At 43.6% G+C, this 23,698-nt stretch carries 22 protein-coding genes; all 22 read left to right on the forward strand.

Translation table 11 applies throughout. The features are described from left to right. Positions 1–301: 301 nt before the first annotated feature. The 22 genes from ACIQ0H_RS01570 to ACIQ0H_RS01675 all read left to right on the forward strand — a co-directional run bounded on the left by ACIQ0H_RS01570 (position 302) and on the right by ACIQ0H_RS01675 (position 23,672). Positions 302–1,060, forward strand: a complete 759-nt coding sequence (locus ACIQ0H_RS01570) for an enoyl-CoA hydratase/isomerase family protein (RefSeq protein WP_403409922.1) — start codon at positions 302–304, stop codon at positions 1,058–1,060. 246 nt (positions 1,061–1,306) lie between these two features. Continuing rightward, positions 1,307–2,662, forward strand: coding sequence for an acetyl-CoA carboxylase biotin carboxylase subunit (locus tag ACIQ0H_RS01575; RefSeq protein ID WP_403409925.1), 1,356 nt, complete (start codon positions 1,307–1,309; stop codon positions 2,660–2,662). Further along, complete coding sequence (locus tag ACIQ0H_RS01580; protein ID WP_403409928.1) at positions 2,662–2,877, forward strand: biotin/lipoyl-containing protein; 216 nt, start codon at positions 2,662–2,664, stop codon at positions 2,875–2,877. Before ACIQ0H_RS01575 ends, ACIQ0H_RS01580 begins: the two co-directional genes overlap by 1 nt. Positions 2,878–2,896: 19 nt before the next feature. After that, positions 2,897–4,435: an acyl-CoA carboxylase subunit beta gene (locus ACIQ0H_RS01585; protein ID WP_403409931.1), complete on the forward strand. Its 1,539-nt coding sequence runs from the start codon at positions 2,897–2,899 to the stop codon at positions 4,433–4,435. 110 nt (positions 4,436–4,545) lie between these two features. Further along, positions 4,546–5,448: a ketopantoate reductase family protein gene (locus ACIQ0H_RS01590; RefSeq protein WP_403409934.1), complete on the forward strand. Its 903-nt coding sequence runs from the start codon at positions 4,546–4,548 to the stop codon at positions 5,446–5,448. Beyond that, entirely contained in the window at positions 5,448–5,837 is a 390-nt protein-coding gene (locus ACIQ0H_RS01595; RefSeq protein ID WP_403409936.1) for a DUF3397 family protein, read from the forward strand. Before ACIQ0H_RS01590 ends, ACIQ0H_RS01595 begins: the two co-directional genes overlap by 1 nt. A 143-nt stretch (positions 5,838–5,980) precedes the next feature. After that, positions 5,981–7,597: a bacillithiol biosynthesis cysteine-adding enzyme BshC gene (gene bshC, locus ACIQ0H_RS01600; RefSeq protein WP_403409939.1), complete on the forward strand. Its 1,617-nt coding sequence runs from the start codon at positions 5,981–5,983 to the stop codon at positions 7,595–7,597. A 237-nt stretch (positions 7,598–7,834) separates the two neighbouring features. Next, the gene (gene mraZ / locus ACIQ0H_RS01605; RefSeq protein ID WP_403409942.1) at positions 7,835–8,266 is read left to right on the forward strand and encodes a division/cell wall cluster transcriptional repressor MraZ; all 432 of its coding nucleotides are present in this window, start codon (positions 7,835–7,837) and stop codon (positions 8,264–8,266) included. 52 nt (positions 8,267–8,318) lie between these two features. Then, complete coding sequence (gene rsmH, locus ACIQ0H_RS01610) at positions 8,319–9,251, forward strand: 16S rRNA (cytosine(1402)-N(4))-methyltransferase RsmH (protein ID WP_403409945.1); 933 nt, start codon at positions 8,319–8,321, stop codon at positions 9,249–9,251. A 16-nt stretch (positions 9,252–9,267) separates the two neighbouring features. Further along, positions 9,268–9,639 (forward strand): cell division protein FtsL, encoded by a 372-nt coding sequence (gene ftsL, locus ACIQ0H_RS01615; RefSeq protein WP_403409948.1) that lies wholly within the window; start codon positions 9,268–9,270, stop codon positions 9,637–9,639. 80 nt (positions 9,640–9,719) lie between these two features. Continuing rightward, complete coding sequence (locus ACIQ0H_RS01620) at positions 9,720–11,858, forward strand: penicillin-binding protein (protein WP_403409951.1); 2,139 nt, start codon at positions 9,720–9,722, stop codon at positions 11,856–11,858. Positions 11,859–11,913: 55 nt separating this feature from the next. Then, the gene (locus ACIQ0H_RS01625; RefSeq protein ID WP_483882531.1) at positions 11,914–13,827 is read left to right on the forward strand and encodes a penicillin-binding transpeptidase domain-containing protein; all 1,914 of its coding nucleotides are present in this window, start codon (positions 11,914–11,916) and stop codon (positions 13,825–13,827) included. 67 nt (positions 13,828–13,894) lie between these two features. Continuing rightward, the gene (gene mraY / locus ACIQ0H_RS01630) at positions 13,895–14,866 is read left to right on the forward strand and encodes a phospho-N-acetylmuramoyl-pentapeptide-transferase (protein WP_403409957.1); all 972 of its coding nucleotides are present in this window, start codon (positions 13,895–13,897) and stop codon (positions 14,864–14,866) included. Further along, complete coding sequence (gene murD / locus ACIQ0H_RS01635; RefSeq protein ID WP_403409960.1) at positions 14,867–16,216, forward strand: UDP-N-acetylmuramoyl-L-alanine--D-glutamate ligase; 1,350 nt, start codon at positions 14,867–14,869, stop codon at positions 16,214–16,216. Between the two features lie 55 nt (positions 16,217–16,271). Beyond that, positions 16,272–17,363, forward strand: coding sequence for a putative lipid II flippase FtsW (gene ftsW / locus ACIQ0H_RS01640; protein ID WP_403409963.1), 1,092 nt, complete (start codon positions 16,272–16,274; stop codon positions 17,361–17,363). A 16-nt stretch (positions 17,364–17,379) separates the two neighbouring features. Next, on the forward strand, positions 17,380–18,171 hold the full coding sequence (locus ACIQ0H_RS01645) for a cell division protein FtsQ/DivIB (protein WP_403409966.1): 792 nt from the start codon (positions 17,380–17,382) through the stop codon (positions 18,169–18,171). Continuing rightward, positions 18,152–18,877: a DUF881 domain-containing protein gene (locus ACIQ0H_RS01650; protein WP_403409969.1), complete on the forward strand. Its 726-nt coding sequence runs from the start codon at positions 18,152–18,154 to the stop codon at positions 18,875–18,877. Before ACIQ0H_RS01645 ends, ACIQ0H_RS01650 begins: the two co-directional genes overlap by 20 nt. 23 nt (positions 18,878–18,900) lie before the next feature. Continuing rightward, positions 18,901–19,620 (forward strand): DUF881 domain-containing protein, encoded by a 720-nt coding sequence (locus ACIQ0H_RS01655; RefSeq protein WP_403409971.1) that lies wholly within the window; start codon positions 18,901–18,903, stop codon positions 19,618–19,620. A 2-nt stretch (positions 19,621–19,622) separates the two neighbouring features. Beyond that, positions 19,623–19,994 carry a small basic family protein gene (locus ACIQ0H_RS01660; RefSeq protein WP_403409973.1) on the forward strand — a complete coding sequence of 124 codons (372 nt, stop codon included), beginning with the start codon at positions 19,623–19,625 and terminating at the stop codon, positions 19,992–19,994. A gap of 113 nt (positions 19,995–20,107) precedes the next feature. Then, complete coding sequence (ftsA, locus tag ACIQ0H_RS01665; RefSeq protein ID WP_403409976.1) at positions 20,108–21,391, forward strand: cell division protein FtsA; 1,284 nt, start codon at positions 20,108–20,110, stop codon at positions 21,389–21,391. A 48-nt stretch (positions 21,392–21,439) separates the two neighbouring features. Further along, a complete protein-coding gene (gene ftsZ, locus ACIQ0H_RS01670) occupies positions 21,440–22,594 on the forward strand; it encodes a cell division protein FtsZ (protein WP_403409979.1) in 1,155 nt (384 codons plus the stop codon). A 220-nt stretch (positions 22,595–22,814) separates the two neighbouring features. Continuing rightward, positions 22,815–23,672: a sigma-E processing peptidase SpoIIGA gene (locus tag ACIQ0H_RS01675; RefSeq protein ID WP_403409982.1), complete on the forward strand. Its 858-nt coding sequence runs from the start codon at positions 22,815–22,817 to the stop codon at positions 23,670–23,672. Positions 23,673–23,698: the final 26 nt, after the last annotated feature.

Consider the following 23,698-nt stretch of genomic DNA (forward strand, 5'->3'; position numbering starts at 1 on the left):
AGGCCTTAAAGAGAAAGGTGTACTTTGCCTTTCTCTTTAAGGCTGAAGCGACTCGAGGGGCTTCAGCCTGGAGCTGGTTAAAGAAAAGCGGAAGCGGCCCGATTAGATGGGAAAGGCACTGGAGGGCTTGAAAATAAAGGTGCTTTTTGCCTTTATTAGCAAGACCGAAGTGACCCGAGCATCTGGCCGCTGGAGCTGGTCAAAGAAAAGCGGAAGCAACCGTTTTACAGAACGCAACCTAAGATCGCCGCGCCCTGGGGTAAGTTGTACATAAAATGTGATGAAATGTGAGGGAATGGACATGTCTTACAATATTCATATCGAAAATCAAATCGCGACGTTTACCATCAATCGCCCGGAAATGCGCAATGCAGTCAATTATGCAGTTATGGAAGGACTTGAACAATTTCTTGATCAAATCGAGGATAATCCCGCTGTCGCTTTTGCTGTGATAACAGGGGCGGGCGACCGAGCATTTTGCTCTGGAGGAGACTTAGCTGAATTTCACGGTTTTCGCACAGCGGATGAAGCGTTCCCGATGTTAAGTAAAATGGCAGGTCTGTTGTTTCGAGTAGCCACGCTACCTATGCCTGTTATTGCTGTTGTCAATGGTGCGGCTGTGGGTGGGGGATGTGAAATTGCCACAGCATGTGACTACCGGATTGTTGCATCACAGGTGAAAGCGGGATTCATACAGGGGACGCTAGCGATAACAACGGGCTGGGGCGGCGCGACATTACTGTTTGAAAAAGACGGTAAGCATGATCGTGTGCTCCGCCTGTTAGCGGAAGCGGAAATACATACCGCTGAACAGTTGTTAGATGCTGGGTGGGCGACGGAACTTTATGAGGGAAGTGCTGAAGAAGGGCTAAAGCATTTCTTGACTAAAATGTCTGCAATCCATCCATCTGTTCATCGTGCTTATAAGACTATCGCTATCCGGAAATGGACGGCCGATTTCTTACGGGATCGCATGATGGAGGAAGCACGTCAATGTTCTATCTTGTGGGAAAGTGAAGCACACCATGAGGCGGTAGAACGGTTTTTATCAAAAAAATAATTAGATGTGTAGGCTGTTTCGCGTTTTTTACTGCGAAACAGTTTTTCTTTTTTGAAATGAATTATGTGTGGATCATTAACGTTTGCTCCGCGTAAATATAAAGTAAACATCCCCTATTCCTTCTCGATGATTCGTCGGAATGCAGTGAAAAGATGTTTTTTTCAGACAAGGGGTTGAAAACGGTTTCATTCATCGTTTACACTAAAGGGGGAAGGAAGTTCACGTTCACATGTAAGGGGGATAAATATGCATAAAGTGTTAATTGCGAATCGTGGGGAGATCGCACTTAGAATTATTAAGACTTGTCAGCGTCTTGGCATTCAAACTGTCGCCGTTTACTCGGAAGTAGATGTGGATATGCCATTCGTAAAAGAAGCGGACGAAGCGTTTTTGATAGGACCTGCTCAAGTGCAGCAATCCTATTTAAAAGCGAGCGATATCATTGAAATTGCGATTCGTGTGGGGGCGAACGCTATTCATCCTGGCTATGGCCTATTATCGGAAAACGCGGAATTTGCACGTCAAGTCCAGCAGGCGGGTATGGTGTTCATCGGACCTGATGCAGATACGATTGATAAAATGGGTGATAAAATTGGTTCGCGTGTGACGATGCAAACGGCTGGGGTGCCGGTCGTTCCGGGAACTGATGGGGGAATCGTATCTTTAGAAGAAGCAACACGCGCTGCGACCGAAATAGGCTATCCTATTATGTTGAAAGCCAGTGCGGGGGGCGGCGGCATAGGCATGGTGCGCTGTGAAAATGAACAAGCGCTCACTCACCACTTTGAGTCTGTTAAATCCCGTGCTAAAGCCTATTTTGGTGACGATGTGGTTTTCCTTGAGAAGTTCATTGCCAATGCACGTCATATCGAAGTGCAGATTTTTGGTGACAATCATGGAAATGTCGTTCACCTGTACGAACGCAATTGTTCTGTACAACGACGCAATCAAAAAGTTATTGAGGAATCACCTTCGCCACATTTGCCAGAAGAAGCGAGACAACGTCTGTTGCAAGCGGCGGTCAATGCAGCGAAGGCGGTTGGCTATAAAAATGCAGGAACCGTCGAATTTATTGTTGATGACAATAATCATATCTACTTTCTCGAAATGAATACAAGGCTTCAAGTCGAGCATCCAGTGACAGAACAAGTGACGGGCTACGACCTTGTCGAATGGCAAATTGAAGTCGCCAAAGGCAATGAGCTACCGGTGAAAGTTCAGGCGGAAATTCAATCGATGGGTCATGCAATTGAATTTCGAATCTACGCGGAAGATCCAGTTAAATTCATGCCATCACCTGGAACCATTGCCAAGCTTGACTGGGGGGAGACGGCGGATGTTCGTATTGATACGGGCTATGTCGAGGGAGGCAAAGTCACGCCTTTTTATGATCCGCTTATTTCAAAAGTTATTGTGCATGCCATGACCCGTGATGAAGCGATTCAGAAATCGCGGGCGTTTCTTGCGCAGGTGGAGATTGCCGGTTTAAAAACGAACATTCCACTGTTCAATGAATTCTTAACAGCAGACGAATTCAAAACAGGTGATTATACAACAGCAGTACTAGCAACTTGGTTGGAAAAACAAAAGGGGGAAAAATAATGACACATGTAAAAGCGACGATGGCGGGTACAGTCTTTACGGTGAATGTAGGAATTGGGGAAGAAGTAGTAGCCGGGCAAGTTGTCATGGTATTGGAATCCATGAAAATGGAAATTCCGATTGAAGCGGAAACGGCTGGTAAAGTGACAGTCGTTAATGCGCAAGTGGGCGATTTCGTTAACGAGGAAGACGTTCTACTGACAATCGAAGCTTAACGGGGAATAGGGAGGGGGAATGGGTATGACTGCGTACAATGAGAAACTTGAAGAGAATCTGAAAGCGATTTTTGCAGGTGGGCACCCGAAGTATCACGACAAAATGAAGGAACAGCACAAACTTTTTGTCCGTGAGCGACTGGCATTGCTTTTTGATGATGGGCACTATACAGAAGATGGACGGTTTGCTAACTGTGAAGCGGGGGACTTACCTGCTGATGGTGTCGTTACAGCAATGGGGAAAGTGGATGGTCAAACGGTTTGCGTGATGGCAAACGATTCGACAGTTAAAGCAGGATCGTGGGGATCGCGTACGGTTGAGAAAATCATTCGTATTCAAGAAATAGCTGAGAAGAATCGTGTACCTATGCTCTATCTTGTCGATTCAGCGGGTGCTCGTATTACGGATCAATTGGATATGTTCCCGAATCGCCGTGGCGCAGGGAAGATATTTCACAACCAAGTAAGATTATCCGGGTTTATACCCCAGATTTGTATTCTATTTGGGCCTTCTGCTGCGGGTGGCGCGTACATTCCAGCATTTTGCGATATTGTCATTATGGTGGAAGGCAATGCGTCTATGTATTTAGGTTCGCCTCGTATGGCTGAAAAAGTGATTGGGGAAAAGGTGACACTTGAAGAAATGGGTGGTGCGCGTATGCACTGTTCGGTCAGTGGTTGTGGGGATGTGCTAGTGTCCAGTGAGCAAGAAGCTATTGAGGAAGCCCGCCGTTACCTTCTGTACTTCCCGGCGAACTTTACGGAGAAACCTGCTCTACGGGGTGTCGTGGAGGCAAAAGTTGGCAAATCACTAGAAGCTATCATCCCGGAAAACCAAAATGCACCATTCGATATGTATGAAGCGATAGATGCGTTGATTGACGAAGGTAGTTTCTTCGACATTAAGAAGTTGTTTGCACCTGAACTAATTACTGGTTTTGCGCGGATTGAAGGGCAATCGGTTGGAATCATTGCGAATCAACCAAAAGTGAAGGGCGGCGTGTTGTTCGTTGATTCGGCAGACAAGGCGACGAAATTCATTACGTTATGTGATGCGTTTTCGATTCCTTTGTTGTTCTTGGCTGATGTACCGGGCTTCATGATAGGAACAAAAGTCGAGCGTGCGGGTATCATCCGTCACGGAGCGAAGTTGATCATGGCGATGAGTTCCGCATCAGTACCGAAAATTTCCGTTATTGTACGAAAAGCGTACGGCGCGGGTCTTTATGCAATGGCGGGGCCAGCATTTGAACCGGATGTTTGTATTGCACTGCCTACTGCGCAAATTGCGGTGATGGGGCCAGAAGCAGCTGTCAATGCGGTCTATTCGAATAAGATTGAAGCGATTGAAGATCCAAAAGAACGGATTGCATTTGTTCAGGAAAAACATAAGGAATACAAAGAAGAAATTGATATTTATAAATTGGCATCGGAACTGATTATCGATGAAATCGTTGCCCCTTCAAGCTTAAGGAGTGTGTTGGCGGATCGATTCCGATTTTATAGTACCAAAGATATTCCGCAACCACCGAGAAAACATCCCGTATATCCTGTATAATCGAATAACGAGATAAAGGTCCGCCGACGTTTAGGTGGACCTTTTCAAATGACAAAGTATTGGGCGCATGAAGACAGGCGCTTGAGCTTTTTTTATATAGGAGGGAATAGATGATGAATGTTGTCATTGCGGGGGCGGGTTCAATTGGACTATTACTTGGGTCGTTTTTAGCTGAGGCGGGGATGGCTGTGACATTTTTCGTTAGAAGAGAGGAACAGGCCGCGCTAATTCAACATCGAGGGATACAACGCATTAATCAGGACGCTACAACAAGTACTTACCATGTGGAGGCAACAACGGATATTGCGTGTTTACCGACGCCATCATTGTGGATTGTTGCGGTTAAATTCACTGGCATGCGTGATCTTCTGTCGGAGATGCAGCAAGCGAAGGTAGATAATCCCATGCTATTTGTCCAAAATGGACTCGCTCATCTTGAGTTAGTGCAAAACGCAGCCATGCCGCATGTCGCTTTTGCAACGGTGGAGCATGGCGCTCGTAGGGTGGATGATCGGAGTGTTAGCCATAATGGAGTGGGCAGGTTGACAATTGCCCCTGCATGGGGAGATAGTCATTTATTTGAAAAGGTTGGACAGGCCCATTCGGCTGTATTCCCTGTGGGCTATCATGATGATGCAGAACAAATTTTGATGCGCAAAGTCTTCATCAATTGTATGATCAATCCGTTGACAGCCATTTTACAAATGAAAAATGGTGAGCTGTTGACGAATACTCATAGCCGTGAACTTTTCGATACCTTGTTTAGCGAATTAATGACTGCTTTTCCGGAGATGCTGACAGTCCTTCCCTACGAAGCTGTAGCGGAAGTTTGTAGAAAAACGGCAAACAATCAATCATCGATGTTGACGGATCGTTTGGCAGGGCGCCCAATGGAAATTGAGACAATTGTTACCGCAATTATTCGCAAAGCGAACGAGCGTAATCAGTCAGTACAACTTTTAACGATGCTCGAAACGATGCTGTATGCCATAGATGGGGCAAGGGAAGAATGATGGGTGGGGTAATTACAATATTTTTCGGGGGACTCATCTTATTTCCTTACATTATCACGCTACTATTCCTTGTCGTTATGAGAAAAATGGGTAAGGCGCCCGCATCGATTGTTGGACTGGCTGCAGATGTGACAACACCTTTTCTGTTCCTGACGGTTTATATAGTCTCCCGTACGATAATAGGAGAAGGAGCAGGTATCTATATAGCGGGAATGGCTATACTGATTGCGATTGTTCGTATTGTCATTGAACGGGTTAAGGTCAAAGAATTTCAAATCATGCGTCTGCTACGAAAAACGTGGAGGTTGTATTTTATTGTTTTGACTGTTAGTTATATCCTGCTTCTAATTGGCGGTATTATCTTAAAAGTTGTGGAATACTCGGCTTGAAGTGTGCGAAGTGTAGTCCTTGTTAATTGGAGTGCTTTGTTGAATTGGTATTTCAAGTTTTCTGTCTAAGCGTTTATTTTTCAATCCTAGGGCCTGAAATGCTATACTCTGTTCATACTTAAAGTGACAAAGGGGCATGAATAATGAAATTGGACGTATTGGCATTGCAGGGGAACAATAAGGTGATGCAATCATATAACAACGATAAGGAATTTTTACATACGTTTTTTGATTATGGCAATGAAAGCAGTTCTTATCCTAAAAGGGTGGAAGAGCTTAAGGGTCGTCCGTTTGAAAGAAGTCAGCTAGCGGAAACCGTTCGTTCTTTCATGGAACCTTTTGGTATATCGCCAAATACGGACAAGCATCTTAAAGAACTTGCAGAAAATGCGGTTGTTGTCATTGGTGGTCAACAAGCAGGCGTACTGACGGGACCTCTATACTCGGTTCATAAAGCGATTACTGTCATCTTACTCGCAAGGGAGCAACGCAAGGCGCTTGATGTACCTGTTGTCCCTGTGTTCTGGGTTGCAGGTGAAGACCATGATCTTAATGAAATTAATCATACCTATACAGAACTAAATGGCCGTGCCATGAAACAGCAATATCGTGAAACATTTGTCTTGAAACTAATGGCATCCGATGCGACATATGATAGTGTGCAGATGACGTCGTTTATCAAAGATGTTTTCAGCAAATACGGTGAAACGTCTTATACGAAAGACCTTAAGGATGAAGTGCTGGAAGCGGTACAGCAGGAAGAGACATTCACAGGTTTCTTTGTCCGACTAATGAATGGACTATTCCGAGAGGAAGGTCTGTTGTTCATCGACTCAGCATATAAACCGTTACGTCAACTTGAAGCGAGTTATTTTATACGGATGATTGAAGAGTCCGAACAACTTGCGGCTAAAGTAGTGGACAAGGAAAAACGGTTTGCCGCGCAAGGATTTGGCGAGCCGATTAGTGCCGAAATGGATGCCGCAAACTTATTTTACGTCCATGAAACAGGACGTGTTTTACTATCTAGAAAAGATGGTTATTTTGTCAACGATAGTTTGGGTCTTCGGTTTACAACGGCCGAAATGCTACAAATTGCTGGGGAACAGCCGTGGTTGTTGAGTAATAATGTTGCAACAAGACCCATCATGCAGGACCTAGTCTTTCCGGTGCTTGCTTTCGTAGGTGGTCCAGGGGAAATTGCTTATTGGGCATTGTTGAAAGAGGCATTTCATCTTTTCGGTCTAAAAATGCCAATTATCGTCCCGCGCATATCGATCACACTAGTCACACCGCAAGTGAAACAGCTGTTGGACAAGAACTCCTTCACTGTTGGTGATGTCATGTCTGGACAGGTCTTTACTGCACGGGAGCAATTCGTCGAAGGATTACAAGACGAAGACTTTAATGCGGTTTTGGATGAAACTGAACAAATACTGCGTGTGCAGTATGAAAAAATTGCAGAGTTGTCAGAACAGCGCGGGACAGTTATGCAAGAATTGCTGCAAAAAAATCTTTCGTTGCATACGAAGCAGTTAGATTATTTAAAGGGAAAAGCGGATGATGCACTTTTGTTAAAACACGATGCTGTACTCCGCGCATTTAGTACGATGGAAGGCGAGCTATTCCCGGAAGGTTCGTTGCAAGAAAGGCTTTATGCACCCTATGCTTATTTGAATAGTTACGGTCCGACGCTTATTAAGGACCTGTTACAATTACCTTTTGAAATGGATGGAACGCATAAAGTCGTTTACTTATAAAAGTAGACGCATGTAAAACTCTTACCTACACAATTGTGTGGGTAAGAGTTTTTTAGTGAAGGCTGGTCTACATCATTCAATTTGTAAAACGCTTGTTATCCATGAGTTTTCAGAATAGTCTCACTGGAACAAGTACTATTGACACATTTTTAACTAAAATTACGATGAAAGTTAAGTTATCGGTGGAGGAAAGTGGGGGGATGTGGTACATTTATTTCATATAGTGGGGTGAAGAGTATGTTCATGGGCGAATATCAGCATACTATCGATACAAAAGGTCGTCTGATCGTTCCCTCGAAATTCCGGGAGCATCTTGGTGATGGATTTGTGTTGACTCGCGGATTGGACAACTGTCTCTTCGGTTACCCTATGGATGAATGGAAACGACTTGAAGAAAAATTAAAAGCATTGCCCGTTACAAAGAAAGACGCACGTGCATTTACACGTTTTTTCTTTTCTGGTGCAACGGAAGTTGAACTGGACAAACAGGGACGCGTCAATATTCCATCATCATTGCTTCAATATGCGAAAGTTGAAAAAGAGTGTGTAGTTCTCGGAGTTTCGGGAAGAATTGAAATTTGGGCTAAATCGTTATGGGATGCTTATTACGATGAATCCGAACAATCATTTAACGAAATCGCGGAAAACATTATTGATTTTGATTTCTAACTTAATTCATCAAATTTGATTTAAAAAAAGTTTAAGGAAGTGGGCGGTTTCAATGTTCAACCACACAACTGTATTACTTCACGAAGCCGTCGAAGGTCTAGATATAAAAAGTGATGGTATCTACGTCGACTGTACGCTTGGTGGAGCTGGGCATAGCAAGGAAATTGTTAAACAATTATCGCCGCAAGGCAGGCTTATTTGTTTTGATCAGGATACAACGGCGATAGAAGTTGCCAAAGAGCGACTGAAGGATTATCTTCCGCAGGTGACGTTTGTCCATTCGAATTTCAGAAACTTGAAATCTGAATTGGCTAAAATTGGCGTCCCGTTTGTCGATGGAATCCTTTATGATTTAGGAGTGTCATCGCCGCAGCTCGATACACCTGAGCGTGGATTTAGCTATAATCATGATGCTCCGCTTGATATGCGGATGGATATGGATGCTCCGTTAACAGCGTACGATGTTGTGAATGACTGGTCTTATGAAGATTTAGTACGTATCTTTTTTAGATATGGCGAAGAGAAATTCTCGAAAAGCATTGTACGTAAAATTGAGGCTGCAAGAGAACAAGCTCCAATTCGTACAACTGCTGAACTTGCCGAACTTATTAAAGCTGGAATTCCAGCGGCTAAAAGACGGACAGGCGGTCATCCTGCGAAAAGAGTATTCCAGGCAATTCGAATAGCTGTAAATGATGAACTTGGCGCAGCTGAGGAGTCTTTGGAAGATGCAATTACATTGCTAAATCCAGGTGGACGACTTAGCGTTATTACGTTTCATTCGTTAGAGGATCGACTATGTAAAACCATCTTCAAAGAGGCATCATCCTACCCGGAATTACCGCCGAACTTGCCGGTCATACCAGAGGGAATGGAACCTATATTAAAACTGGTGACAAGGAAGCCGATTGTGCCAGATGACAAAGAGATAGAAGAAAATAAGCGGTCTAGATCGGCAAAACTTAGAATTGCCGAAAAAAGATGAAGGGGGAAGTTGATTAATGGCACTAGAACAGAGGAAATTTCAAACGTCATATGTACGAGAGCTTGAAGTACCAGAAGTACCTAAAAAGCAACCGCAAATACGACCTACACGAAAAGTCTTTTCTGTTGGGGAAAAATTCTTAATGGTGCTGTTTGCAACGTCTCTCGTGCTTTTCTCAACTATGATCTTACATACGCAATCCCAAATTAACGGTACGAATAAGGAAGTGCAATTGATAGGGAAAGATATTGCGGAAACAGCCAAACAGAATATGGAATTGTCCATCCAAGTGAAAGAAAGATCCACATATGAACGGATATGGGAGAAAGCGAAGGAGCTCGGCTTGAATCCGAACGAGAACAACGTAAAGGTTGTGCCAGGACGATGAAAAAGAAATTTCGATTTCAATGGGGAGCCTTTCTGATGTTTATGCTATACGGAGGGCTCTTTTTCCTTTTGTTTGGAAGAATGCTTTTTATTCAAGTGACGGGGCAAGCAGAAGGGCGAGCGATGGCAGCGCTTGCGGAAGCGAAATATGCAAGAGAATCGGTGTTGAAGGCAGAACGGGGAACGATTGTTGATCGCAATGGTGCGTTGATTGCTGCCGATACTTTAAGTTATAAAATGATTGTTATATTGGACAAAAAGGCGTCTAAAGGGTCCAAAACGCCTCGTCATGTCAAGAAGGCGAATTATGACGCAACGGCAGAAGTATTGTCCAAGCATATACCGCTTGAAAAAGCGGATATACTCGCTCGCATTACGGATTATGCGAGTCGGGGGAAATATCAATTAGAACTTGGAAAGGCGGGGCGTGATATTAGCCATGAAACGGTCCTTGCCATCCGAGAAGAACTTAAAGAGAAAGAGTTATCAGGTATTCAATTCCTAGAAGATCAAAAAAGATTTTATCCGAATGGTGTTTTTGCTTCTTATTTGGTTGGATTTGCAATGAGAGAAGAAGATGAAGATGGAAACTTAACTACGGTTGGGAAGATGGGACTTGAGAAAACGTACGATAAAGAGTTGACGGGAACGGATGGTAAAATGAATTTCCGTTCAGATGGATGGGGTTTCAAATTACCAAAAGCAGATGAAGTGGTTACACCTGCTCAAGATGGTCATGACATTCAGCTAACGATTGATAAAACGATTCAAAGTTTCGTAGAAGATGCCATGACTCGTGTGGAAAGTGAATATTCACCTAAAAAGATGTTGGTAGTTGTCGCGAACCCAAAAACGGGAGAAATACTTGCGATGAGTCAGCGTCCGTCGTTCCACCCGGCTACACGAGAAGGTCTAACGGAAAACTGGTTGAACGAAGCGCTTGAAACAACGATTGAGCCAGGATCGACGATGAAAATGTTTACACTAGCTGCTGCCATCGAAGAAAAAAAGTGGGATCCAAACGCTTGGTTCCAATCGGGTCAATATAAGATTTTCGATCGAATCATCGGGGATGTTAACAACCGTAAAGGGTGGGGAACAATCACCTATTTGGAAGGATTCCAAAGATCGTCCAACGTTGCTATGGCGTATCTACTGGAACGGCTAGGAGATAAGACGTTCATAGAATATATTCGTAAATTTGGCTTTGGAGAAAAGACTGGGATTGATTTGCCGAATGAGGCACCAGGGGTGATTTTGGATACGTATCCTTCGGAAAGGTTGACAACTTCCTATGGACAAGGTTCAACTGTGACGGCGATGCAGATGATCCAGGCTGCGACAGCGATTGCGAACAATGGGGTCATGATGAAGCCTTATGTGATTGACAAAATTACGAATCCTAACACAGATGAAGTCGTAAAGAATCAACAGCCGGAAGAACATGATAGTCCTATATCGGCGGCAACTGCTAAAGAAGTAAGGGAAGTACTTGCCTCGACAATTACGGGGGAACATGGCTCGGGTAAGAAGTTTGCTTTGAATGGGTATACAGTTGCTGGGAAAACGGGAACCGCGGAGATACCAGGACCAAATGGGCGTTATTTAAAAGGTGGTAGTAACTACCTCTATTCATTTCTTGGTATGGCACCTGTAGAAGATCCACAACTCATTACGTATGTTTTTGTGCAACAGCCTGAGCTAAAGGAAGGGAAGCATGGTTCAATTCCGGTTGCAGAACTGTTCACTTCCATTATGGAGAATAGTTTACGGTATATGAATATCCTTCCGAACGGGGAAGATGTGGTAGAGGCGACTGTTGTACGTGAGACGGTCGATAAGGATTCTACTGAAGTTATTGCGCAACTGAAGAAAGATGGATTCGATCCCGTTATAGTCGGCGAGGGAGGACGGATTGAACGCCAATATCCTTCTGCTGGCACAAAGCTTACGGAAGGATCAGTTGTCTTGTTACAGACAGCAGGTGCGACAACATTGCCTGATTTCACAGGATGGTCGAAAAAAATGGTTCTAAGCTTTAAAATGTTATCTGGGCTTGATATACGCATCAACGGGGATGGCTATGTAACGGAGCAGAGTTTGTCTAAAGGGACGGTTATTGAACCAAATGAACCTGTTGTTGTGCAACTAAAATCGCCTGTCGATATCTATAAACCTGAAAAAGAAATCCCAGAAGAAGAGAGTATTGTTGGTGGTTAACGAATAGCAGTCCGCAATGCATCATACGCTTATAGAAAAACAAGAGGTGTAGGCACTGCGGACTTTTATCGGTTTACAATCTAAAAAAAGATTAAGAGCAGTCTTTGTTATCTTTATCATTTTGCTTATAATGGTCGTCGGTAAACTATTCCATGTACAAATTATTAGGCATGAATTACTGAAAGGACGTGCAGAAGAAAACTGGGATCGTGAAATTCCGTTTGGCGGGATGCGCGGGGATATTGTGGATCGAAAAGGGAATCTTATTGTTGGAAGTAGGTTAGCACCAACTTTATATTTCATGCCCGCACAAAATCCTGAGGTAGCCAGTGCGGCAGCGCAATTGGCGCCCATTCTTGGTATGGATGCGGCAAAATTAGAAGAGAAGATGGACAAAGCGGATTATATGGTGAAATTGGCGCCTGAAGGAAAAAATATTACTAAAGAGCAAGCCGATGAGATTGCACTTTTACAAATCGATGGGTTGTATACAGGGGTAGATTTTGTTAGGAATTATCCAAATGGTGAGTTGTTATCACGGCTGATTGGCTTTACCGGATATGACAATGATGGATTGGCGGGTATCGAATACGCATACAATCAAATATTGAGCGGAACGGGCGATAAAATCCGTTTGTATACAGATGCCAAAGGAATCCCGCTACCACATGTCGACGATGGTTTTAAGACAGGTGGCAAGGGCGCGAACGTTGGGTTGACAATTGACTTAGGGATGCAGAGAGTCTTGGAGCGCGAATTGTTACAGGCGATGGAAAAGTACGATGCTACCCAAGCGCTTGGGATAATCATGAATCCGAAAACGGGAGAAATACTGTCGCTTGCCTCAGCGCCGACTTTTGATCCTGCTCATTATCAAAATGTGGATCCAAGTATTTACAATCGAAATTTACCTGTTTGGATGACGTTTGAGCCAGGTTCAACATTTAAAATTATTACGCTTGCGGCGGGACTTGAAGAAAAGGTCGTTGATCTCCAACATGATCAATTTTATGATCCGGGTTATGTGAAGGTTGCCAATGCGAGGCTTCGTTGTTGGAAAAGGGCAGGACATAAGGATCAAACATTCCTCCAAGTTGTCGAGAATTCATGTAACCCAGGATTTGTGGAAATTGGTCAGCGTTTAGGCCCCGAAAAACTGAATAAATATATCCGTGACTTCGGTTTTGGACAATCGACAGGGTCGGGAATTGCCGGAGAATCAAAAGGAATTCTTTTTACTGAAAAGAACTTTGGTCCTGTAGAACAGGCAACAACTTCATTTGGCCAAGGGATTTCGGTAACGCCGATTCAACAAGTGCAAGCGGTCGCAGCGGCAATAAACGGTGGTTACTTATATCGTCCGTATATTGTCAAAGAAATAACAGATGATAAAGGCAAGACGCTTCAATTATTCGAACCAGAGATGCAAAGGCGAGTCGTTAGTGACGAAACTTCCAAGCAAGTAAGGGAAGCGCTGGAATCGGTTGTTGCCAATGGCTCTGGCGGTAAAGCTTTTGTTGATGGGTTACGGGTTGGAGGAAAGACGGGGACTGCACAGAAGGTTGTTGATGGGAAATATAAAGACGGGGATTATATTGTGTCATTTATAGGTTTTGCCCCGGCAGATGATCCCGAATTACTTGTCTATGTCGCTGTTGACAGTCCGAAAAATGCAACACAATTTGGTGGCGTTATTGCAGCCCCTATTGTCGGTCGAATCATGGAAGAAATAGCCCCACTAGCAGGCATTACAAAGCGGGAAGATCAACTTGAAAAGTTATACAAATGGGGCGATGAGATGACTCATCGGGCACCTGATTTGACAGGTATGACCAAAAAGCAAATCACGGGTACATTATATACGTACCGTCTGGAATGGCATGGTTCTGGGGAAAAAGTAAAATTCCAAATACCTGCTGCTGACACACTCATTACGGTCGATGATGTTATTCACGTATATACAGAGTAAAATTTCCAAATGAAGAGTCTGGGGCAGTTTATAAAAGCTGTTTTGGGAGATAGAAGGAGAAAAAAGTATGACACTCGTCACAATTCTAACGGCCATTGCCGTTGCATTCATTATTTCAGCACTACTGGGATTTGTTATCATCCCTGCCCTCAGAAGATTGAAGTTTGGGCAAAGCATTCGCGAGGAAGGACCGAAAACCCATCAGAAAAAAGCGGGTACACCTACGATGGGGGGGCTTATTTTTATCGGTTCCATCATTATTTCCACGCTTGCCCTTTCATACATATACGATGTTATGACAACTCAAACGATCGTGCTTTTGCTCGTTCTCGTTGGTTTTGGCATCATTGGTTTTCTAGATGATTTCATAATCGTCGTATTAAAACGGAATCTAGGATTGACCTCAATCCAAAAGCTAATCGGTCAGATTATCGTTGCCGTCATCGCATTCTTCCTTCTGAAATTAGGACCTTTTGACACGGCAGTACAAATTCCATTCACGAGTTTTGAAATGGAATTGGGTGTGTTTTACGTTGGCTTTCTTATTTTCTGGCTTGTTGGTTTCTCCAATGCTGTAAATTTGACAGACGGATTGGATGGGCTTGTTGGAGGTTCGTCGTCAATTGCTTTCGGTGCATTTGGTGTTCTTGCATTGCTTTATGGTCAGCATGATATCGCATTATTTGCTTTTGTCGTTTCGGGCGCAATGCTTGGTTTTCTTATTTTTAATGTCAAACCAGCAAAAGTATTTATGGGGGATACCGGATCATTGGCACTTGGCGGTACACTCGCCATGTTATCAGTATTGATCAAACAGGAATTCCTTTTACTTCTTATTGGGATCGTCTATGTAATCGAAACGCTTTCTGTCATTATTCAGGTGATTAGTTTTAAAACGACTGGTAAGCGGGTTTTCAAAATGACCCCAATTCACCATCATTTCGAATTATCGCGTTGGTCAGAGTGGAAAATTGTGATTGTTTTTTGGGGAATTGCGCTTTTGGCAGCTATTATCCCTGTCTTGTTGGAGGTGATGTAAGTGAAAAATGTCGATCAGTTCAACGGAATGAAAGTGCTTGTACTTGGTCTTGCGAAAAGTGGTTTCGCTGCATCCAAACTGTTACATAGCGCTGGGGCGCATGTGACAGTAAATGATGCTTCACCGGATGAAGGTAATGAAGAAGCTGCCGCTCTACGCTTAGAAGGAATTCAAGTCATCTGCGGTGGTCATCCTTCGGGAATTCTCGATGAAGGCTTTGATCTTGTCGTGAAGAACCCAGGAATCCCATACAGCAATCTGGTTGTTGCAGAAGCACTTAAGAAAAAAATTCCTGTATGGACAGAAATAGAACTCACATCCAGGATCAGTGAAGCGCCAATCATAGCGATTACAGGATCTAATGGTAAAACGACGACGACAACATTGCTGTACCATATGCTAAATATTGGTGGTAAGCATCCGCTAATTGCTGGAAACATTGGTACAGTATCATGTGCAGTTGCCGAAGAAGCGACGAGAGATAATATTATCGTATTAGAAGCTTCGTCGTTTCAACTAATGGGAACAGAGACGTTCCGACCTAGTATCGCCATTTGGACGAATTTGTATGATGCTCATCTGGATTATCACGGATCGTCTGAGGCGTATGCTCTTGCAAAGTCTGCAATATCGAGCAATCAAACTCCAGAGGATTACTTTATTTACAATGATGATCAGCCTGAACTTCGAAATTATGCACTTCGTTCTGATGCTAAAAAAGTTCCTTTTTCACTTACTGGCATGAAAACACACGGTATATCGGCAGATGATGAGCAAATATACTGGAATGGGGAACCTTATGTAAATCGATCCGTCATCAAGTTACCGGGTCTGCATAATTTAGAAAATATTCTTGCCGCAACTGCAGCTGCAATCCTTTCGGGCTGTGACAAAACAGCAATCGAAAATGTACTCAGTTCCTTTACGGGTGTTCGACATCGAATGCAATTCGTTAAAGAATTGAAAGGCCGTAAGTTTTACAATGATTCAAAAGCAACGAACACGCTCGCTACAAAAAGTGCATTGGCAGCGTTCAATGTGCCGACAATTCTTCTTGCGGGTGGACTGGATCGTGGGCAATCCTTTGAGGAATTAAGACCCTATATGGCTAACAGCAAAGCTGTAGTTGTACTTGGTGAGACCGCTGAGAAATTTGCCACCTTTGCTGAATCCTGCGGAATTCAAAAAATAATACGGGCCGATAATGTCACGGATGCCGTGCAGAAGGCGTATCCACTTACGGAGTCAGGGGATATTATCTTATTGTCGCCGGCTTGCGCAAGTTGGGATCAGTACCCTAGTTTTGAGGCGCGAGGGGATCAATTCATAGAGGCAGTCATGCAGCTATAAAGTAAGTGTTGGCAAATTTTTACCAATATATACAATTAAGCAAATTTGCGGAAGGATGCGTTCACTGGAAGGTAAGTTGAAAACGTTATTTATCGTTTCGGCCGTGGCGCTGTCATTCATAGGATTGGCCTTTGTCCATTCGGCGGGTTCGTATTGGGGTGCTGTCCATTATACGGATTCTTTGCCGTTCATCGTGAAACAAGGCATTTATATGGCAGTATCGATTGGGATTGCGGTTGTCATTATGACAAGTCCGCTGACATCGAACCCCAAAATGTGGACGTTGTTCTATTACGCGGCAATTCTGTTGCTTGTGGCAGTTCTTATACCGGGCATTGGTGCGGTACGGAATGGGTCACAGAGTTGGATTGCCTTAGGGCCTTTTAGTATACAGCCCGCTGAATTCATTAAAGTTGCACTTATTGGGAAACTGGCATGTAGCATGAATACCACAAGTGGAAAAGGGATCTTCCGGTTTAGTCATTTCGGACTCATTCTTCTGCCATTTGGTTTAATCATGCTACAACCTGATTTGGGCTCGGCGGTTATTATGATTGTCTCTGCTTTTGTCATTTTGTTCATTGCCGGTTATCCACTGAAATTTTTTGCATTTCTCGGAGCGGGGGGGCTTGCGGCTTTTGTCGCACTGATCGCGTCAGCACCTTACCGATTGGACCGTATTAAATCCTATATCGATCCTTGGAGTGACCCGCTCGGTAAAGGCTTCCAAGGGATTCAGTCGCTGTTTGCTATCGCGCCAGGCGGTTTGTTGGGGCATGGTTACGGCAATAGTCGTCAGAAGTATTTATATTTGCCAGAGCCCCAAAATGATTTCATCTTTTCAATTATTGCGGAAGAAACAGGATTTGTTGGAGCAACGGTGGTCATATTGTTATTCGCCGTGTTGTTGTTGACCACATTCGGCATTGCGATTCGAACAAAAGGACGTTATGCGTTTCTTATGGTGGCAGGTATGGGATCAATGATTATCTTTCAAACATTTCTAAATGTCGGTGTAGTATCGGGGCTTTTGCCCGTAACGGGTGTTACATTGCCTTTTATCAGTTATGGAGGTTCATCGTTGATGACGACGTGGATGGCAGCCGGAACCATTATGCACTTTACAACGCGTCATCATTCAAGTTGAGAGAGGGGGAGCCAAAATGGACAAAGTCATTGATATTGAGGAGCGGATTCCTTCTATGCGCGAGAAGCGTCGTAGAAGGACGAATAAGAAATTCCTGTTCATGTTGACTGTGTTTGTTGTTGCGCTCCTCGCTATCCTCTATTTCCAATCACCATTTAGTAAAATAGGGGAAGTTACTGTGAGCGGTGCGAATCTCCATGAGACGTCATTTTACAAAGAACAGAGTGGCCTTACAGCGGACAGCCCCCTATGGAGTTTTCGGACAGCGAAAATCGAAGAAACAATGAGTGCCATTAATGGGGTACAACATGTAGAGGTTTCGCGGAAGTGGTTGCGGAATATCGAAATTGTCATCACAGAATGGGAGACGGTCGCTTATATAGAAAAGGCTGGCCAATATAACTTACTGCTGGAAAATGGTAAGATATTTCCGGTCGAGATGTTACCATTGGATGCGGAAGTCCCTATATTAAATAATTTTAGTGACGAAGCTAGTCGAAAACGAATCACTGCGCAGTTATTGAAAATGGAAGACAATGTCTATCAAATAGTATCTGAAATCATTTTTGATGGGACGGCAGAAGATACAGATCGCATCACGGTTTATATGGATGATGGGTTTGAGGTACGAGCGGTCATTTCCACTTTTGCAGAAAAAATGGACTTCTATCCAGAGATCACCGCTCAATTGAAAGGGTATGAAAAAGGTGTGATTGATATGGAGGTCGGGACATTCTTTATTCCATTTAGTAAAGAATACGGACTTGTGGAAGAGGAGGCTGAATCGGTTGACGAAGAAGTCGAATGAGGAATACAAGAAGAGAGGAAGGCATATTCTTTTTTCTGTCGTCTTTCTCGTGCTCGGTTTCATCCTCGCGTTCTCCTATCGCACACTCGGTGGTACGCATGAGGAAATGGATGGCGCGCAATTCCAGACGTCTTTAAACGAAGAAAAGTATCGAGAAAATTTAATAAGGCAACAAGAGCGAAATAAGGAGTTAACTGATGAAATCGCCGCCAAGCAGGAGGAGATACGTACGTATGAACGTTCTTTTTCCACAAGAGAGGAAGATCATGCTGATCTCGTTGAAGAAGCACAAGACCTTCGCTTGCTGCTTGGTGTAATCCCAGCTGTCGGACAAGGCGTCAAAATTACCTTGAAAGATGCTGATTATGATCCGGTGGAACAAAATCCAAATGATTACATTGTTCATGAAAGCCATATTTTTCGGGTTGTTAATGAACTAAGAATCTCCGGAGCGCAAGGATTAGCGATCAATGGACAAAGAATAACGTCTAATTCGTATATAAAATGTACAGGCCCTGTGATTACGATTGACGGTAAGACTTTCCCAGCGCCATTTGTGATTGAGGCGATTGGGGATATGCATGTATTGTCTTCTGCTCTGAGTTTAAAGGGTGGGGTAATTGATAGCTTGGTCCGGGATAACATCGTTGTGACAACTGAACAACTGAAGGAAATCCATTTATCTGCATTGAGGACCGAGGGCTGAAAAATGGATAGGGGGCAGAGTGGATGAAAAAAGTTATACATTGGAAGTTCACATTTATCTTGCTAATCGTCGGGTTTATGATAGCGATCCAATATAATTCCATGAAAACCCCCGAGGAACGTGATACGCGAGATATTTGGACGATTCGCCATGAACTTTCAACGGAAAAGCAGTTTCACTCCGAACTACTATCCGAAATTCGTGAACTAGATAAAACCATCAATACCTATAAATCGCTAAGTGATGAGAATACAGGAAAAGCACTTGCTGAAACGGTGGACAACCTTTATCGGCAAGCGGGTATGACAGATGTTGAAGGACCGGGAATTGTGATTGAGGTACGGCCCTCAGCAGAAAGTGTTGCATTTGGTACGCCCATTACTGGTATTTCTCCGGATCTCCTGACACGTTTCGTGAATGAAGTGAATCGTTACAATGGTTTCACCCTTGAAATTGATGGTAAACGATTTACAACGTTGAGTTCGATAAGAGATATTAATGGCATAACGACGGTTAATGGATTGAATGTATCGACACCGCCTTTCACGATGAAAATTATTTCCGCTTCGTTAACGGAAAGTGAAAAGATGTACAATTATTTAGCGGCCTCGCCAATTCATGATGATTTTTATCTTGATAATCTTCTTCTTGATATTAGAAAACCGGAAGCGTCAATTGAGATCCGCGGCTTTCCAGAAAAATTATACAATCAATATTTAAAGGAATTGCCGAAAGGGGAATAACTATGTGGTTGCCATTACTCGGGCTTATACTCGGGATTTCACTTGGTTTATTATCGGATATACAAATTCCACAAATATATGGCAATTACTTATCGATTGCTGTACTCGCCGCCCTCGATACATTGTTTGGAGGTATCAGGGCTCATTTACAGCAAGTGTACGATGATAAGGTGTTCGTGACGGGATTCTTCTTCAACATCGTCCTAGCGGCTGTCCTGGCGTTCCTAGGGGTGCATCTGGGAGTCGACTTGTATCTAGCGGCGGTATTCGCATTTGGCGTCAGGTTATTCCAAAATATCGCCGTTATTCGAAGGATTTTACTTTCGAAATGGGCGGAGCGGGGTAAACATTCCAATACAAATCCGTCAGAATAGAGGATTTGAGCAATGGATGTCGAAAATATTTAGACAATGCACCTGTGATACAATAGAATAAGAGATAAGTGTTATTAAAGTATTATGCAAGAGTTGCAATGGGAGGTGCTAGCTTGAGCCAATCAGAATTATATGTATCACTTGATATAGGTTCTTCGACAGTTAAAGTATTAATCGGTGAAGTGGATAGTGGATCCTTGCACGTGATTGGAGTCGGCAATGTCCAATCAGCTGGGATTCGAAAAGGAACGATCATCGATATTGACGCAACAGTTCAATCCATTCGTAAGGCGGTTGACCAAGCAGAGCGGATGATTGGGATGCAAATTCGCGAAGTTATTCTTGGTATCCCTGCAAATGGTATTTCATTGCAAGACGTGAAAGGTGTCGTGGCGGTCAACTCGGAAAACCGTGAAATTACAGACGATGACTTGGAACGCGTCATGAAATCAGCACAAGTAATGTCCGTGCCACCCGAACGGGAAATCGTCAATATTATTCCAAAACAATTTATTGTGGATGATTATGATGAGATTACGGATCCGCGCGGCATGATTGGTGTTCGTCTAGAGATGGATGGAACGCTAATTACTACATCTAAAACGTTAGTTCACAATATTTTACGATGTGTTGAACGGGCAGGTCTAACCATTCGTGAAATTTATCTGCAACCGCTGGCGGCGGGAACATTTGCTTTGACGAATGATGAAAAAAATCATGGGACAGCATTCATCGATATTGGTGGTGGTTCTACGACGATTGCCATATTCGGTGAAAATCGTCTTATGGCGACGGCAGTCATTCCTGTTGGCGGGGATCATATTACAAAAGATTTATCGATCATATTAAAAACGCCAACCGAACAGGCTAGAAAAATCAAACATCAATATGGCCATGCTTATTCGGATGATGCTTCCGATGATGAATTATTTGAAGTACCTGTCATTGGTGCGGATTCAAAGGATCAGTACAGCCAACGATACATATCGGAAATCATCGGTGTTCGGCTAGAAGAACTTTTCGATCTTATCTTGGAGGAGTTCTACCGGATGGGTATACGCGATTTACCAGGTGGTGTCGTCCTAACTGGAGGCATTACGAAGCTCGATGGTATTTTGCAGCTTGCTAGACATGTATTGAAAACTAGAGTCCGTATCCACACACCAGAATATATCGGTGTTCGGGAGCCAATGTACACGACGGCGGTAGGTCTGATACGCTACGCACATATGCAAGATGCCTATTTTGGACATGTATCGGAATCCGAAACAGTAGCAGCACTTGACAATCATGTACCAGCCCAAAGTAATAAGAAAAAGCCAGTTGAACAAAGTAAGGAAAAGAAGCCTGGTCTTTTCGATAAAGCGAAGAAAGTGTTTGATAATTTCTTTGAGTGATAGGATAAATAACAGTTTTGTAGGTTAATTGGATGAGGAGGAGAGACGATGCTGGAATTTGATACGAATGTCGACGACCTTGCGGTTATCAAAGTAATCGGTGTTGGCGGCGGTGGTAATAATGCTGTAAATCGGATGATTGAACATGGTGTACGGGGTGTAGAGTTTATTGCAGTCAATACAGATGCACAAGCTCTCAACCTATCAAGTGCTGAAGTGAAATTGCAAATTGGCGGTAAACTGACGCGCGGACTTGGAGCGGGTGCAAATCCGGAAGTTGGTAAAAAAGCTGCTGAAGAAAGTAAAGAGCAGCTAGAAGAAGTTTTACGTGGAGCAGATATGGTATTTGTGACTGCTGGCATGGGCGGTGGAACTGGAACTGGCGCCGCTCCTGTTATCTCACAAATTGCAAAGGATCTTGGAGCATTGACTGTAGGTGTTGTGACAAAACCGTTTACATTTGAAGGACGTAAACGTTCTACACAGGCAATTGGTGGAATCACTGCGATGAAAGAGTCTGTGGACACGTTAATCGTTATTCCGAATGATAAATTACTAGAAATTGTAGATAAAAACACGCCGATGCTAGAAGCGTTCCGTGAAGCGGATAATGTCCTTCGTCAAGGGGTTCAAGGCATTTCTGATTTAATAGCGACTCCGGGTCTCATTAACTTGGATTTTGCTGATGTAAAGACTATTATGTCGAACAAAGGTTCTGCGCTTATGGGGATTGGGATGTCTACGGGAGAAAGCCGAGCAGCTGAAGCAGCGAAGAAAGCTATATCGAGCCCGTTGTTAGAAACATCAATTGACGGTGCAAAAGGTGTAATCATGAATATAACAGGCGGTTCAAATTTAAGTTTGTTTGAAGTTCAGGAAGCAGCCGATATTGTAGCTTCTGCATCTGATGAAGATGTGAATATGATCTTCGGTTCTATCATCAATGACGATTTGAAAGATGAGATTATTGTCACAGTTATTGCAACAGGCTTTAGCGAGGTACAGCTAATGTCAGCACGACCTTCAAGAGGCACAGGCCTTGGGACAAGCCGTTCGCAACCTGAACAGCCTGCATCACCTATACGTGAACGCAGAGAAGAAGCACCACAGTTCCAACAACCAGAACCGGCGCGTCAGCAACAGAGTACCCAACAAGATGATGCGCTTGATATCCCGACGTTTTTGCGTAATCGTCGTCGATAACGATAAAGAACAATTAAAAGCTTTCCAAAAGTGTATGTATACTTTTGGAAAGCTTTTTTTATTGCTTATAAAATCCCGATATATAGACTTTGCGTCTATGCTCCAGCGCTATTGTTCTATTATGCATCGAATACTGTCGATTTCTTTTTTTTTTATGGCCTTCGTTCCGACAAACATTGCGACAGATAGATGCTATCGTAGGTTGCAAGGAGGACGGTCTATGTACGGGGAACTCATTGTTGGAGTAAATATGCTGTTTAATTATGCTATCTTATCATTTGCTAACAAAGTGGGAAACGTTCAAGCCGCCCGCGGACGCTTATTGTTCGCCTCCTTTGTAGGTGCATTGCCTGTCACCATTTTTCCATCGTCCGCCATCGCTGTTGTGTTGTCTTTTATGGGCATGACGCTCTGCGCATTTGGCAAAGCTTTTGAACCATGGAAGAAATCTGCGGCAATGGTATTGGTTGGAGCAGTATTTGCTGGCGGATTATTAACTGCGTTCCACTTTCGTATTCAGACGGTCAGTTCGTCGCTAAACGTCCTAAGCTATGCGGTGGTGGCGTATGTTGCCCTCTATTTCATGAACAAGAAATGGTTGGATGTGAGGACAGCACGTCATGTTTCAGAACTGAAATCGTCATCCACCCTCCATATTTTTGGAGGGGATATCCCGATAGATGTATTCATTGACTCGGGCAATAGCTGTACTGAGCCGTTATCAGGCGCACCAGTCCATTTTATAGCACTAAAGGCGGTGGAAAAGCATTTGCCAGAGGATTTGAAGGAATCAATGCTTGCCTGGGATCCGCAGGGCACTCCTTCGCTAGCGGGGTTTCCTGATAACTATCAGAGATCAATCCGGTTAATACGTTTAATGACGATTCAAGGACGGTCGTGGGCGGTAGGTTTAAAATTCGATCAATGGACAATTGGAGCAGGCAATACGCTACAACCCGGTTATATTGTACTGACCAAAAATGACCGTCGTTATCCAGACGGTGCAGAAGCCATTTTACATGTATCTGCAATGGAATCACTACATGATTTACGCCCCGGCGCAGTTCAAAATTTGTGACTTCCGCCGCAGGCAAACATGCTTAA

Origin of the sequence: Sporosarcina sp. NPDC096371 (assembly GCF_044762865.1) — a bacterium.
GTDB lineage: Bacteria > Bacillota > Bacilli > Bacillales_A > Planococcaceae > Sporosarcina.

Coding starts and splice junctions, on each gene's coding strand:
- ACIQ0H_RS01595 (WP_403409936.1), top strand. CDS start 5,448: ATGGGTGGGGTAATTACAATATTTTTCGGGGGACTCATCTTATTTCCT.
- ACIQ0H_RS01585 (WP_403409931.1), top strand. CDS start 2,897: ATGGGTATGACTGCGTACAATGAGAAACTTGAAGAGAATCTGAAAGCG.
- ACIQ0H_RS01655 (WP_403409971.1), top strand. CDS start 18,901: ATGAAAAAAGTTATACATTGGAAGTTCACATTTATCTTGCTAATCGTC.
- mraZ (WP_403409942.1), top strand. CDS start 7,835: ATGTTCATGGGCGAATATCAGCATACTATCGATACAAAAGGTCGTCTG.
- ftsZ (WP_403409979.1), top strand. CDS start 21,440: ATGCTGGAATTTGATACGAATGTCGACGACCTTGCGGTTATCAAAGTA.
- mraY (WP_403409957.1), top strand. CDS start 13,895: ATGACACTCGTCACAATTCTAACGGCCATTGCCGTTGCATTCATTATT.
- ACIQ0H_RS01675 (WP_403409982.1), top strand. CDS start 22,815: ATGTACGGGGAACTCATTGTTGGAGTAAATATGCTGTTTAATTATGCT.
- rsmH (WP_403409945.1), top strand. CDS start 8,319: ATGTTCAACCACACAACTGTATTACTTCACGAAGCCGTCGAAGGTCTA.
- ACIQ0H_RS01645 (WP_403409966.1), top strand. CDS start 17,380: ATGGACAAAGTCATTGATATTGAGGAGCGGATTCCTTCTATGCGCGAG.
- ACIQ0H_RS01570 (WP_403409922.1), top strand. CDS start 302: ATGTCTTACAATATTCATATCGAAAATCAAATCGCGACGTTTACCATC.
- ACIQ0H_RS01620 (WP_403409951.1), top strand. CDS start 9,720: ATGCTTTTTATTCAAGTGACGGGGCAAGCAGAAGGGCGAGCGATGGCA.
- ftsW (WP_403409963.1), top strand. CDS start 16,272: ATGCGTTCACTGGAAGGTAAGTTGAAAACGTTATTTATCGTTTCGGCC.
- ftsL (WP_403409948.1), top strand. CDS start 9,268: ATGGCACTAGAACAGAGGAAATTTCAAACGTCATATGTACGAGAGCTT.
- ACIQ0H_RS01660 (WP_403409973.1), top strand. CDS start 19,623: ATGTGGTTGCCATTACTCGGGCTTATACTCGGGATTTCACTTGGTTTA.
- bshC (WP_403409939.1), top strand. CDS start 5,981: ATGAAATTGGACGTATTGGCATTGCAGGGGAACAATAAGGTGATGCAA.
- ACIQ0H_RS01575 (WP_403409925.1), top strand. CDS start 1,307: ATGCATAAAGTGTTAATTGCGAATCGTGGGGAGATCGCACTTAGAATT.
- ACIQ0H_RS01590 (WP_403409934.1), top strand. CDS start 4,546: ATGATGAATGTTGTCATTGCGGGGGCGGGTTCAATTGGACTATTACTT.
- ACIQ0H_RS01580 (WP_403409928.1), top strand. CDS start 2,662: ATGACACATGTAAAAGCGACGATGGCGGGTACAGTCTTTACGGTGAAT.